Origin of the sequence: Ruegeria intermedia (assembly GCF_900129345.1) — a bacterium.
In the GTDB taxonomy this organism is placed as follows: domain Bacteria; phylum Pseudomonadota; class Alphaproteobacteria; order Rhodobacterales; family Rhodobacteraceae; genus Ruegeria; species Ruegeria intermedia.
On record NZ_FQVK01000010.1, the window covers coordinates 80,391 to 93,450 of the forward strand.

Annotated in this window: 11 protein-coding genes; 3 read left to right on the forward strand and 8 right to left on the reverse strand. The window is 63.6% G+C overall.

What is annotated here, in order from left to right; genetic code table 11:
* The first annotated feature begins 23 nt into the window (after positions 1-23).
* Positions 24-1,331, forward strand: coding sequence for an ATPase (locus F3H26_RS09110; protein WP_149775745.1), 1,308 nt, complete (start codon positions 24-26; stop codon positions 1,329-1,331).
* Between the two features lie 19 nt (positions 1,332-1,350).
* Here the strand turns inward: F3H26_RS09110 and F3H26_RS09115 are convergent, their stop codons facing one another.
* A complete protein-coding gene (locus F3H26_RS09115; RefSeq protein ID WP_149775796.1) occupies positions 1,351-1,830 on the reverse strand; it encodes a DUF4405 domain-containing protein in 480 nt (159 codons plus the stop codon).
* Between the two features lie 111 nt (positions 1,831-1,941).
* Between F3H26_RS09115 and F3H26_RS09120 the strand changes: the two genes are divergently transcribed.
* Both F3H26_RS09120 and pdeM read left to right on the forward strand, forming a co-directional pair.
* Positions 1,942-4,353, forward strand: a complete 2,412-nt coding sequence (locus F3H26_RS09120) for a ligase-associated DNA damage response DEXH box helicase (protein ID WP_149775746.1) — start codon at positions 1,942-1,944, stop codon at positions 4,351-4,353.
* Positions 4,354-4,396: 43 nt separating this feature from the next.
* Entirely contained in the window at positions 4,397-5,059 is a 663-nt protein-coding gene (gene pdeM, locus F3H26_RS09125; protein ID WP_149775747.1) for a ligase-associated DNA damage response endonuclease PdeM, read from the forward strand.
* 4 nt (positions 5,060-5,063) lie between these two features.
* Here the strand turns inward: pdeM and F3H26_RS09130 are convergent, their stop codons facing one another.
* The 7 genes from F3H26_RS09130 to tilS all read right to left on the reverse strand — a co-directional run bounded on the left by F3H26_RS09130 (position 5,064) and on the right by tilS (position 13,012).
* Positions 5,064-5,798, reverse strand: a complete 735-nt coding sequence (locus F3H26_RS09130; RefSeq protein WP_188127735.1) for a LytTR family DNA-binding domain-containing protein — start codon at positions 5,796-5,798, stop codon at positions 5,064-5,066.
* A gap of 220 nt (positions 5,799-6,018) precedes the next feature.
* Positions 6,019-6,909: a bifunctional methylenetetrahydrofolate dehydrogenase/methenyltetrahydrofolate cyclohydrolase FolD gene (gene folD, locus F3H26_RS09135; protein WP_149775749.1), complete on the reverse strand. Its 891-nt coding sequence runs from the start codon at positions 6,907-6,909 to the stop codon at positions 6,019-6,021.
* A 55-nt stretch (positions 6,910-6,964) separates the two neighbouring features.
* Positions 6,965-7,270, reverse strand: coding sequence for a chorismate mutase (locus F3H26_RS09140; RefSeq protein ID WP_149775750.1), 306 nt, complete (start codon positions 7,268-7,270; stop codon positions 6,965-6,967).
* Between the two features lie 57 nt (positions 7,271-7,327).
* Complete coding sequence (locus F3H26_RS09145; RefSeq protein ID WP_149775751.1) at positions 7,328-9,004, reverse strand: formate--tetrahydrofolate ligase; 1,677 nt, start codon at positions 9,002-9,004, stop codon at positions 7,328-7,330.
* 165 nt (positions 9,005-9,169) lie between these two features.
* Positions 9,170-9,745 carry an MOSC domain-containing protein gene (locus F3H26_RS09150; RefSeq protein ID WP_149775752.1) on the reverse strand — a complete coding sequence of 192 codons (576 nt, stop codon included), beginning with the start codon at positions 9,743-9,745 and terminating at the stop codon, positions 9,170-9,172.
* 95 nt (positions 9,746-9,840) lie between these two features.
* Positions 9,841-11,757, reverse strand: a complete 1,917-nt coding sequence (gene ftsH / locus F3H26_RS09155) for an ATP-dependent zinc metalloprotease FtsH (RefSeq protein ID WP_149775753.1) — start codon at positions 11,755-11,757, stop codon at positions 9,841-9,843.
* A 76-nt stretch (positions 11,758-11,833) separates the two neighbouring features.
* Entirely contained in the window at positions 11,834-13,012 is a 1,179-nt protein-coding gene (gene tilS, locus F3H26_RS09160) for a tRNA lysidine(34) synthetase TilS (protein ID WP_223162471.1), read from the reverse strand.
* Between the last annotated feature and the right edge of the window lie 48 nt (positions 13,013-13,060).

The window sequence follows — 13,060 nt, forward strand, 5'->3', positions numbered from 1 at the left end:
TTTTTGATGGACGAGCAGCGCTCATGAATATGCAGACCACTTCCGTGATGGCCCCCCCTTCCCCCAAAGGGCTGAAGGAAATGCAGCTTCCGCTGGTGATGATGCGGGACATCCTTCTCAAGACCATCTTCCGCAAGAACGTCGACACGGTCACCCAGATTTCCCAGGCGATCTGCCTGCCGGCGTCGGTCACGCAGGAGCTGGTGGACATCGCCCGCGAACAAAAGCTGCTCGAGGCGACCGGCACGCTGAACGCCAACAGCGGCAACGAGATGGGCTATCAACTGACCGATGCCGGCAAGGCGCGAGCGCTGGATGCGCTGAGCCAGTCCGAATATTTCGGCGCGATGCCTGTGCCGCTGGAAGTCTACCGCGAACAGGTCAAACGCCAGTCGATCCGCAACATCCAGGTCACGCGCGAGCAACTGACCAGCGCCATGGGTCATCTTGTCCTTCCCGACAGCCTGCTGGACCATCTGGGGCCTGCGGTCAGCGCCGGCCGGTCGATCCTGATGTATGGTCCGCCGGGCAACGGCAAATCCTCGATCTCGAACGGGATTCGCGATGCGTTGGGCGACAATGTCTATGTGCCCCGCGCCATCGAATATGCCGGCCAGGTGATCACCGTCTATGACCCGATCGTGCACAACGCGATCGAGGACGAACCCGACGACGCCAACAGCCTGCGCCGCCGCAAACGGTTCGATACGCGCTATGTCAAATGTGAACGCCCCACGGTGATCACCGGCGGCGAACTGTCGCTGAGCATGCTGGACCTGGTCTACAACCCCACGGCGCGCACCTATCAGGCGCCGCTGCAGCTGAAATCGACCGGCGGCATCTTCATCGTGGACGACCTTGGCCGCCAGGCCGAGCCGCCGCAGGCCCTGATCAACCGGTGGATCGTTCCGCTGGAAGAGGGCAAGGACATTCTGGGCCTGCAGTCGGGCGAAAAGTTCGAGGTGCCCTTCGACACGCTGGTGATCTTTTCGACCAACTTCCACCCCAACGAGATCTTCGACCAGGCCGCGCTGCGCCGGATCTTCTTCAAGATCAAGATCGACGGCCCGAACCAGGAAAACTTCCTGAAGATTTTCGCCATGGTCGCCCGCAAGCGCGGCATGCCGCTGGACGAGGCCGCGCTGGTGCATCTGCTGAAGGTCAAGTATCCGACCATCAACAATGTCTATGCGAACTATCAACCGATCTTCCTGATCGACCAGATGATCTCGATCTGCGAGTTCGAGGGCATCCCCTATCAGATGAGCCCCGAATTGATCGACCGCGCCTGGGCGAACATGTTCGTCAAGGACGAGAAGATCGTGAAATAGGGCACGGCCTGGTACGCTCCTACTGCGTGAAGAGAGCGTCGACAATCTGCATCTGCCTGCCGCGGTCACCGTCGGTCAGGTCGCTGATCCGGGTTCCCGGCTCGGCGTGGAATCCGGCCTGTTCCAGCCGTTGCAATCCGGTTTCCAGATCCAGCCCGCTCAGTTGAATGACCACAGCCGCATCCGCGTCGTTGATCGCCCGGAAAACGGCCAGCATCGGGTTTCCGCCGCCCCCAATGGGCAGGAAAGACAGGGCCAGCAGCCCTGCGCACCCCGCGATGATCGCCAGGGCCGCGGGGCGCTTGAAATAGACAGTGAAGGGCCGCCAGTTCAATATCAAATGTGCCGCAACCCCGATCATCATCGCCCAACCCGCCCATTCATGGATCGACTTGTTGAAGCCGCTGTTCAAATGAAAGAACATGAGGCTTCCCGTCGTTCCCATGATCAGGAAACTGCCGATGGTCAAAGGTGTCGCCCAGCTGCGCAGATTGGACATAGTTCTCTCCAGGATTCGTAGTGCCGAAAGTGACACGTTCACGGCACTGCGATCCGTCGCGGTTTTTCGATCTATTTCCGCGCGGGCGACCACGACCACCCGGTCCGCTACATGATCAGGCCACCTGACCGGATAGACGCCTGGTTTTCCGCACGCGGCTGGTCCCTGCACCCGCATCAACAGGCCATGATCGACCGGGCGCAGGCCCCGGCAACGCTGTTGATCGCGCCCACGGGCGGCGGCAAGACGATGGCCGGGTTCCTGCCCTCGCTGATCGAACTGGCCGATGGGCGGCACGCGGGGCTGCACACGATCTATGTCTCGCCTCTCAAAGCGCTGGCCGCCGACATCAAGCGCAACCTGCGCGGCCCGGCCGACGAGATGGGCTTGCCGATCCGGATCGAGGACCGCACCGGTGACACCACCCCCACCCAGAAAAAGCGCCAGCGCGTGGACCCGCCGCATATCCTGCTGACGACCCCGGAAAGCCTGGCGCTGCTGACGTCCTACGAGGATGCGCCGCGCATGTTCCAAGGCGTCCAGCGCGTGATCGTTGACGAAATACATGCGCTGGCCGACAGCAAGCGGGGCGATCAGTTGATGCTGGCCCTGGCCCGGCTTCAGACCCTGTGCCCCGATCTGCGGCGTGTGGGCCTGTCGGCGACGGTCGAGGACCCGGACGCCATCGCGCGCTTTCTGGCCCGTCACCCCGACCCTTGCGACATCGTTCTGGCCGACCCCGGCCCCGACCCCGATATCGCCATGTTGCAGACGGCCGAAATGCCGCCCTGGGCCGGGGGCGGCGCGGCCTATGCCATTCCGGCGGTGCTGGAGCAGGTCCGGCAGCACAAGACGACGCTGATCTTCCACAACACCCGCGCCCAGGCCGAGATCTTCTTTCACAACCTGTGGCTGGCCAATGACGAAGGCCTGCCCATCGGCATCCACCACGGCAGCCTCGACCGGCAACAGCGCGAACGGGTCGAGGCGGCGATGGTCCGTGGAGACCTGCGCGCCATCGTCTGCACCGGCAGCCTCGATCTGGGGATCGATTGGGGCGACGTGGACCTTGTGATCCAGATCGGCGCCCCCAAGAACGTCAAGCGCCTGGTCCAGCGGATCGGGCGGGCCAACCACCGCTACAACGCGCCGTCCAAGGCCCTGCTGGTGCCTGCCAACCGGTTCGAGGTGGTCGAATGCGTTGCCGCGCTGGAGGCCGCGCGCGAACACGATCTGGACGGCGAGCCGCGCGGCCCCGGACCGCGTGACGTCTTGTGCCAACACATCCTGATCGCGGCCTGCGCCGGGCCGTTCGATGCCGACGCCCTGTATGCCGAGGTCACCTCGGCCGGTCCCTATGCCGATCTGTCCCGCACCGCCTTCGATGCCTGTCTGGAGTTCTGCGCAACTGGTGGCTATGCGCTGCGGGCCTATGACCGCTGGCAACGCCTGCAACAGCGCCCCGACGGGTTGTGGCAGCTGCGCGACCCGCGCGCGGCGCAACGCATCCGCATGAACCTGGGCACGATCCAGGACAGCGATACCCTGAAGGTCCGGCTGAAACGCAACCGGGGCGGCAAACCCCTGGGCGAGGTCGAAGAGTCCTTTGCCGCATCACTGACCCCCGGCGACACCTTCCTGATCGGCGGTCAGATCGTGCGCTATGAAGGGCTGCGCGAAATGGTTGTCGAGGTCACGCGCCGTGCGGACAAAAAGCCCAAGATCGCCACCTTCTCGGGCACCAAGTTCGCCACTTCGACCCAACTGAGCGACCGCATCCTGCGGATGTTCGCACAGCCCGACTGGCCGCAACTGCCCGAACATACGGGTGAATGGCTGGACCTGCAGCGCCGGATGTCGCGGCTGCCCGGGCGTGACCGGCTGTTGATCGAGAGCTTTCCCAATGACGGCCGCGAAAACCTGTGCGTCTACGGCTTTGCCGGACGCAACGCGCAACAGACGCTGGGCCTGCTGCTGACCAAACGGATGGAGGAAACCGGACTTGCGCCGCTGGGCTTTGTCGCGACCGACTATGCCACGCTGATCTGGGGACTGGACGCGGTGACCGACCCCAGCCCCCTGTTCCAGATCGAGGCCCTGCGCGACGGGCTGGACAACTGGCTGGCAGGCAACGCGGTGATGAAACGGACCTTCCGCGCCTCGGCCACCATCGCCGGGCTGATCGAGCGCAACTCGGGCGGCCAACGCAAAAGCGGGCGGCAGGCGACCTTTTCGTCGGACATCCTGTACGACACGCTGCTGAAATACGACCCCGACCACCTGCTGATGCAGATCACCCGCGAAGAAGCCATGCGCGGGCTGGTCGATTTCGGACGGATCGAGGCGATGATCGCGCGCATCGGCGACCGGATCGACCTGATCCGGCTGGACCGGGTGTCACCGCTGGCGGCGCCGTTGCTGCTCGAGGTGGGAAAGGTCCCGGTCAAGGGCGCGGCCGAAGAGCGGCTGCTGGCCGAGGAAAGCGCCCGCCTGCTGGCGGCTGCAGGTCTGTCGCCGGACTGAGAATCAGGTTGAAACTACGCGCGGATCAGGCAAGGACCGGACCATGAACAGCCTCGCGTTCTCGTTTTCCGGTGTGCGCCTGCACGCCCTTGGCTCGGGCGCCCTGTGGTGGCCCGATCACGACCTGTTGTGCGTGTCGGACCTGCATCTCGGAAAATCGGCCCGCATGGCCCGGCGGGGCGCCCCCGCCCTGCCCCCGTATGAAACCCGCGACACGCTTGCGCGTCTTGCCGCGGACCTGAAGCGGACCGGGGCCAAGACCGTGATCTGCCTCGGAGACAGCTTCGACGACATCGAGGCCGCTGATACGCTACACGAAACTGATCGACTGCAAATCCCGGCTCTGCAGGCCGGTCGGATGTGGATCTGGATCGAAGGGAATCACGATCCCGGACCCGTTTCCCTGGGTGGGACTCATCTGGCCGAGTGGCGCCGCGCGCCGCTGGTATTCCGCCACATCGCCCAAAACGATGCGCGGGGCGAGGTCTCGGGTCACTATCACCCGAAGGTGCGGCTGCAGGCCCGGGGCCGTTCGATCACACGACCTGCGTTTCTCTTCGACGACCGGCGCCTGATTCTTCCGGCCTACGGCACCTATACCGGCGGGCTGCGCAGCAGTGACACCGCGTTGTCCGGCTTGATGGGGCCCGACGCGCGCGCGATCCTGACCGGGGAACAGCCGCGCCTCACCGCCATGCCGCGGTGACCGGTCAGACCAGACCGGCTGCTTCCAGATCCGGCTTGTATTTCCGGCTGACCGGAACAAGATCGCCATTGCAAAGGCGCAGGAACAGCTTGCCACCGGCTTTCTCGACACCCTCGACCGCCGCTTCGGCCACCCAATGAGACCTGTGCGCACAATGACCGACGACGGGATCCATTTCGACGACGGCATCGCTCAGGCGAAGACGCACGGTGAAGACCCCTTGGGTCGTCACGACGTCGACATGATGACCCCGAGCGCTGAGCCGAAGGATGTCGCCCGAAAACCCCTCGGGCAAGCGCCGAACCAGACGCGCGGATTCCGTGGGGCGCTGCTCGGCAGAGTCACTCCTGATGCTTTTGGACACCAGAACAAGGCCTGTTCCCAACAGCACCCCATAGGCACCGACCGCGCTGAATCCCGGAGACCGGTAGCCGCAAGCCGTGAAAAGAAGAACGGTAAAGACCCAGAACACAGGCGTAAAGAACGCCATGATCATCAGCGCGACGGCATAGTTGCGCGCCGTCATTCCCAAATGGCCAAAGCGCTGCAGGGCGAATTTTCGCCCGCTCCAGACCGCCAGAACCGCCAGCGCCATGAGCCCGGTCCAAAACGACAACCGCAGCGGGTAGGACAAATCCAGCTCGTTGAACGGATTGATCGTATAGGCCAACAACGGAACAAAGACAAAACCAGCCACAAGCCGTTGCGGCGTGCACTCGGCCCTGATTGAGCGCAACATCGACGTCATTCCAACTTATCACTCCGCCCCGATCCGACGCCGTGCAGGCCAGGACTGCCGGGCACCTTCACCTTTCAACACTCTGATAAGATGGAATTATCACGAAAGCGACCGGCATCCAATACGATCGGTCGCCGGTAAACTTTTCGTGTGCATTCCTAATAGTCCGGCAGACCGGCCGGTCGCCAGGCTGCGGCCATGCGCTGGCCGCAGCCTGTGGTCATGCGGTCAGACCTTCGGGCTCGGGCAGACCATTTGCCCGGCAGCAGGCGGTCAGGGTATTTGCCAGCAGGCAGGCGATGGTCATCGGTCCGACACCGCCTGGAACGGGGGTAATCGCACCTGCCCGTTCGGCCGCGCTTGCATAATCCACATCCCCGACCAGCCTGGTCTTGCCATCGCGTTCGATCCGGTTGATGCCCACGTCGATCACGGTGGCGCCCTCCTTTATCCAGTCGCCCGGCACCATCTCGGGGCGGCCCACGGCGGCCACGACGATATCTGCACGGCGCACCACGTCGGGCAGGTTCCTGGTACGGCTGTGCGCGATGGTCACGGTGCAGCTGTCGCCCAGCAGCAGTTGCGCCATCGGCTTGCCCACGATGTTCGACCGGCCGATCACCACCGCATCCATGCCGGACAACGAGCCATGTTGATCCCGCAGCATCATCAGGCAGCCCAGCGGGGTGCAGGGCACCATGGCCTTCTGCCCGGTGGCCAGCAGACCCACGTTCGATATATGGAACCCATCCACGTCCTTGGCGGGGTTGATCGCATTGATCACCAGGTCTTCATTCAGATGTTTGGGCAACGGCAACTGCACCAGGATGCCATGCACCGCCGGGTCGTTGTTCAGCTTGTCGATCAGCGCCAGCAGGTCCTGTTCCGAGGTTTCGGCATCCAGCTTGTGCTCGTACGAGTTCATGCCGACCTCGACGGTCTGCTTGCCCTTCGAGCGGACATAGACCTGGCTGGCCGGGTCCTCGCCCACCAGCACCACGGCCAGACCGGGCGTGATGCCGTGTTCCTCTTTCAGCTTCGCGACCTTGTCGGCCACCTGTGCGCGCACCTTTGCTGCAAACGCCTTGCCGTCGATAACCTGGGCTACCATCGCTCGATCCCTTCTGTTCAAACACCAGGCCGGGCGCATGCGGCGCCCGGTTCGTTCAACTCGGGCCGAGCACACGCTCCTCGCGCGCGATCGACCAATCTATCAGGATGCGCCACAGTCGTTCGGCAAGATCGGGGTCCAGGCCCAGATCGACCGAGTTCGAACGCACCTTTTGCACCACGTCTTCGACACGCTCAGGGATTCGGGCCGGAAGGCCCTCGCCCGGCTTCAGCTCGGACGCGCGGTCGATATAGGTTGCGCGCGTCACCAGCAACTCGATCAGCTGGCGGTCCAGCTTGTCGATCTGTTTCCGCAGTTCCTGCATGGTTCCACAGCCCTGCGGCGGTGTCAGAGTGGGCATCGCAATCTCCTCATGGCCCGGGGATTCCCCGGACCACGAGATGTCTTATTCGGCGGCTCAGAACAAGCCCTCGATCTGGCCTGCGTCATTGAGTCGGATCGTCTCGGCCGCCGGTTTGCGGGGCAGGCCGGGCATGGTCATGATCTCGCCGCAGACCACAACGATGAAGCCGGCGCCGGCACTCAGGCGTACTTCGCGCACCGGAACCGAGTGGCCGGTGGGCGCGCCGCGCAGCGACGGGTCGGTCGAGAAGGAATACTGGGTCTTGGCCATGCAGACCGGCAGGTTTCCGTATCCGGCGGCTTCCCAGTCCTTCAGCTGGTTGCGGGTCTTGGCATCGGCCAGCACTTCGTCGGCGCGATAGATGCGCTTGGCGATGGTCTCGATCTTTTCGAACAGCGGCATCTCGTCGGGGTAGATCGGCGCAAAGTTCGCGGTGCCGGCATCAGCCAGTTCCACGACCTTGCGGGCCAGATCCTCGGACCCTTCCGAACCCAGCTCCCAATGGCGCGACAGAACCGCCTCGACCCCATGCTCGGCGCAGTAGTCCTTGACCGCCTGAACCTCGGCGTCGGTATCGGTGACGAAGTGGTTGATCGCCACGACGACCGGCACGCCGAAGGATTTCACGTTCTCGATGTGGCGGCCCAGGTTGGCACAGCCCGACTGCACGGCCGCGACGTTTTCGGCGCCCAGATCGGCCTTGGCCACGCCGCCATTCATCTTCATCGCGCGCACCGTGGCCACGATCACCACCGCCGACGGCGCGATGCCCGCCTTGCGGCACTTGATGTTCATGAACTTCTCGGCGCCCAGATCGGCCCCGAAACCGGCTTCGGTCACGACATAGTCGGCGACTTTCAGAGCGGTCTTGGTCGCGATGACCGAGTTGCAGCCATGCGCGATGTTGGCAAACGGGCCGCCATGCACGAAGGCCGGGTTGTTTTCCAGCGTCTGCACCAAGTTGGGCTGCATCGCGTCCTTCAGCAGAACGGTCATTGCGCCCTCGGCCTTGATGTCGCGGCAATAGACCGGCGACTTGTCGCGGCGATAGGCCACGATGATGTCACCCAGACGCTTTTCCAGATCCTTCAGGTCGTTGGCCAGGCACAGGATCGCCATCACCTCGGAGGCCACGGTGATGTCGAACCCGGCTTCGCGCGGGAAGCCATTGGCCACGCCCCCCAACGAACAGGTGATCTGGCGCAGGGCGCGGTCGTTCATGTCGACCACGCGGCGCCAGGCAACGCGCCGCACGTCGATTTCCTGCTCGTTGCCCCAATAGATGTGGTTGTCGATCATCGCCGACAGCAGCGAGTGCGCCGAGGTGATCGCGTGGAAGTCGCCCGTGAAGTGCAGGTTCATCTCTTCCATCGGAACGACCTGCGCATAGCCGCCGCCCGCGGCGCCGCCCTTCATGCCGAAGTTCGGGCCCAGCGAGGCCTCGCGGATGCAGATCATCGCATTCTTGCCGATGCGGTTCAGGCCGTCGCCCAGACCGACGGTGGTGGTGGTCTTGCCCTCGCCCGCCGGGGTCGGGTTGATCGCGGTCACCAGGATCAGCTTGCCGTCCTCGCGGTCCTGAACCGAGTTGATGAAGCTCTGGCTGACCTTTGCCTTGTCGTGGCCGTAGGGCAGCAGATCGTCGCTGGAGATGCCCAGCTTGGCCCCGATCTCCTGGATCGGCAGCTTTTTCGCCTCTCGCGCGATTTCAATGTCGGATTTGTAGCTCATTGGGCAAGGTCCCTGATTGAATTCCGTGCAAAACCGACGCCAGGCGCCGATGCTGCGTAACCCATACCGTCGTGTACCGTTCGGGTGGATGTGGATTCCGACATTTTCCGGCCGCGAAACGGCGTTGTCACCGTTCAGCGGTTTCGAATGGGAAACGCCTGCACGTCAGGGCAACCAGGGACGCTGATCGGGAACGAACAGGGTCAGGGTGTCGCCCACCGCCACCGCGCTCGGTCGTTCGACCCAGGCCGTCACCCCACGCCGCCCTTGTGCGGCCGGCTTGAACGCAGCGCCATGGCCCGGCGCGTCAGCCTCGATCTCGCGGCCCGGCAGCACGCAGGGGCGGTTCTCCATGTCGACGGTCAGCGTCATCCCGCCGCTGGCCTGCAGGCGAGAGGATGGCGGGACATGGGTGAAATCCGGGATGCCCTGCACCACGATGCTGGCCCCCAGCAGGCCCGGGTCCAGACTGTCGAGACCCATTTCGGCGGCGATATCGGTCAGTTCTTCGGCCGACAGGATCGTCAGCTGGCGCACGTTGCGGATCTCGGTGCCCCGCGGATACAGATTGCTGACCCGCACGCAGGAAGGGCGGTTCAGCCCTTCGTGGCGCGCACCGCCGTCGCCCGCGAAATCAAGGTCCAGCCGGTCTACCGACCGGGCACGCAGAGAGTCCCCGGCCGGGACATGCCCCAGCCAGACGACCGTGGCCTTGAAATCGGTTTCGCGCAAAACGGGCATGGGAGTTTCCTTGTCTGACGATCCATCCGTCGCAGCCTGTGTCCCATTGCAGGAAAGGCAAGAAAAACCCGGCGCTTGGGCCGGGTTTTTTTGCGTCATGCAGTGGGTTCGGGCTCCATCCCGCCCTCGGGCGGAGATTTCTTGGGCTTGGTCTTCGGAATGGCCGTCACGCTGGCCGCACCGCCCTGGTCGGGTGTACCGCTCTCGTCATCGCCTGCGTGCGGGGGCTCGCCCTTCATCACCCGCTTGATCTCATCTCCGGTCAGGGTTTCGTATTCCAGAAGGCCCTGCGCCAGGCGCTCCCATTCCTCGTGATGATCGGTCAGGATCTGGTGCGCGCGCTCATATCCCTGCTGGATCAGGCGCTTGACCTCTTCCTCGATCAACTCCTTGGTATGGGCCGAAACCGAGAACCCGGCGGTGTTGCCCTGATAGCCCTCATGCGCCTCGGCATAGTCGATGTTGCCGACCTTGTCGGACATGCCCCAGCGCATCACCATGGCCCGCGCCAGCTGGCTGGCCTGCATGATGTCGCCGGCCGGGCCGTTCGACACATGGTCTTCACCGTATTTGATGACTTCGGCCGCCTTGCCCGCCATGGTCATGGCCAGCTTCTGCTCGCACTCGTCCTTGTGATAGTTCAGCTGGTCCATCTCGGGCAGGCTGACCACCATGCCCAGCGCGCCGCCGCGCGGAATGATCGTGGCCTTGTAGACCGGATCGCACAGCGGCAGGGTCATGCCGACCACGGCATGGCCGGCCTCGTGATAGGCGGTCTTTTCCTTTTGGTCCTGGGTCAGCACCATCGAGCGGCGCTCGGCTCCCATCATCACCTTGTCCTTGGCGTTCTCGAAGTCTTCCATGGTGACAAAACGCCGACCGACCCGCGCGGCCATCAGCGCGGCTTCGTTCACCAGGTTGGCCAGATCGGCGCCCGAGAACCCCGGCGTGCCGCGGGCGATGATGCGCAGATCGACATCCGGGCCCAGCGGCGTCTTGCGGGCATGCACCGCAAGGATCTTCTCGCGCCCTTTGATGTCGGGGTTCCCGACGGTCACCTGACGGTCAAAGCGGCCCGGGCGCAGCAGTGCCGGGTCCAGCACGTCCTTGCGGTTGGTTGCGGCCAGGATGATGACGCCTTCGTTGGCCTCGAACCCGTCCATCTCGACCAGCAGCTGGTTCAGGGTCTGTTCGCGTTCGTCGTTGCCGCCGCCATATCCGGCACCACGGTGGCGGCCCACGGCGTCGATCTCGTCGATGAAGACGATGCAGGGCGCGTTCTTCTTGGCCTGTTCGAACATGTCGCGCACGCGGGACGCACCCACACCCACGAACATTTCCACGAAGTCCGAACCCGAGATGGTGAAGAACGGCACGCCGGCCTCACCTGCAATCGCTCGGGCCAGCAGCGTCTTGCCGGTACCCGGAGGGCCGACCAGCAGCGCGCCCTTGGGGATCTTGCCGCCAAGGCGCGAGAACTTCTGCGGGTTGCGCAGGAATTCGACGATCTCTTCCAGCTCTTCCTTGGCCTCGTCGATGCCCGCCACGTCGTCAAAGGTGACGCGGCCGTGCTTTTCGGTCAGCATCTTGGCCTTGGACTTGCCAAAGCCCATGGCACCGCCTTTGCCGCCACCCTGCATCCGGTTCATGAAATAGACCCAGACACCGATCAGCAGCAGGAACGGCAGCAGCGTGATCAGGAACGACTGGAAACCCGATTGCTGTTGCTTTTCCGCCCGCACGGGGATGTCTTTCTCGATCAGCAGCTTGGTGACTTCGGCGTCACCCGGCTTGATCGTGACGAAATTGCCGCCGGAACTGGTTGTGTATCGGATCTGCTCACCATCCAGCGTCACGCCTTTTACGTCGCCTGCTTCGACGGCGCTTACGAAATCCGAATAGGTTTTTTCATTGCTCTGGAGGGTTCCTCCCGGTCCGCTGAACAGATTGAACAGTGCAAGGATCAACAGGAAGAGAACGACCCAGAAGGCTATGTTGCGAGCGTTGCCCAAGAAATTTCTCCCAAAAGACATCGGCAGATGAGGCGCTGCCGGGTTGCCTCTTAAAATAGAGATGATTGAAGCAGGTTCAATGCGATAAAAAAGAAGCCGAAAACTCGGGGAATTTCGGGTTCATTTCAAACGTCCATCCGTTCGAAAAACCGGCAAATGGCGCGGACACGATTTGGTCGCTTTGCCAAACGGCGGGCGTGGCCATCAGCACCATGCGCGGCACCCCCGTCGCGCGCCAGTCGGGTACTTGTGGCAACCCGGTCTCGCCAAGCGCACGGATCTGCGCTCCGGGCGTGTCCGGTCCTGTCGCGATCCAACGCCCGTCCCAGAGTTCATCCGGTCGGGCCACACATGCCGAAACAGCGATCAGCTCTCTGCAAAACCACGAACTATTCCCGTCCGTCAGGATTTGACAACCGCTCAGCGTCGACGAACGTCCCGCAATAACGGCCTGTACGACCTGCTCGACTTTGCTTTGCCGCGGCGGGTACCCCGGACCGGAAATCCGCTGGAGGATACCGGCCACAAGCCGGCGCTGCATTTCTTCAGGCAGCGCGGCAAAACCGGCGCGATCCACACGCACCGCACAGGCTTTCTCTTTCGCAAATCGGCGGGCGGATTCCTGCGCAAAATGCTCAAGCGCCCGGTTCGCACGCCCGAGGTTCGCGGCAACCCGGGACAATGTTTGAGCCGTAATCCCCAAGCCGGACAGGTGGCCCAACGCCTCGCGGGCCTTGATCCGGTCGAAGCGCAGGTCCTGATTCGAAGGGTCTTCGATCCATTGCACCCCCTCAGCCTGCAAGTAGCCCCGCAAAACCGTGCGCGTTTCGCCCAGCAAAGGTCGCCAAAGCGTGACACCGTCAAGATCCCGCGCGAAAGACATGGCCGACAATCCGCGCACGCCAGCCGCGCGCCCAAGACGCATCAACACGGTTTCCGCCTGATCATCTGCGGTATGGCCCACGGCGACCGCAGGAATGTCCTTCGACACCGCCCAGTCCCGCAGCAGGCCGTAACGTGCCCGCCGCGCTTGATCCTGCAGGTTTCCCGATCGGTCCCATCCCGTCCATTTCAGAGTGACATGGGGCACGCCCAGATGCGTGCACATCTCGGAGACACGGGCGGCCTCGGCGGTCGCATCCGGCCTCAGACCGTGGTCCACGGTGGCCGCAAACAGCCGAACGTCTTCGTCCCGTGCGATCCGGACCAAAAGATGCAGCAATGCAAGCGAGTCGCTTCCGCCGGACACGGCCACGCCCAGCCGTGACGGAAGCTTTTCAGGCAGAAGCGCCCTGACGCGCTC

What these genes read in the sequence shown, in the direction of transcription:
- F3H26_RS09110 (WP_149775745.1), top strand. Translation starts at nt 24, where the DNA reads ATGAATATGCAGACCACTTCCGTGATGGCCCCCCCTTCCCCCAAAGGG.
- F3H26_RS09115 (WP_149775796.1), bottom strand. Translation starts at nt 1,830, where the DNA reads ATGTCCAATCTGCGCAGCTGGGCGACACCTTTGACCATCGGCAGTTTC.
- F3H26_RS09120 (WP_149775746.1), top strand. Translation starts at nt 1,942, where the DNA reads ATGATCAGGCCACCTGACCGGATAGACGCCTGGTTTTCCGCACGCGGC.
- pdeM (WP_149775747.1), top strand. Translation starts at nt 4,397, where the DNA reads ATGAACAGCCTCGCGTTCTCGTTTTCCGGTGTGCGCCTGCACGCCCTT.
- F3H26_RS09130 (WP_188127735.1), bottom strand. Translation starts at nt 5,798, where the DNA reads ATGTTGCGCTCAATCAGGGCCGAGTGCACGCCGCAACGGCTTGTGGCT.
- folD (WP_149775749.1), bottom strand. Translation starts at nt 6,909, where the DNA reads ATGGTAGCCCAGGTTATCGACGGCAAGGCGTTTGCAGCAAAGGTGCGC.
- F3H26_RS09140 (WP_149775750.1), bottom strand. Translation starts at nt 7,270, where the DNA reads ATGCCCACTCTGACACCGCCGCAGGGCTGTGGAACCATGCAGGAACTG.
- F3H26_RS09145 (WP_149775751.1), bottom strand. Translation starts at nt 9,004, where the DNA reads ATGAGCTACAAATCCGACATTGAAATCGCGCGAGAGGCGAAAAAGCTG.
- F3H26_RS09150 (WP_149775752.1), bottom strand. Translation starts at nt 9,745, where the DNA reads ATGCCCGTTTTGCGCGAAACCGATTTCAAGGCCACGGTCGTCTGGCTG.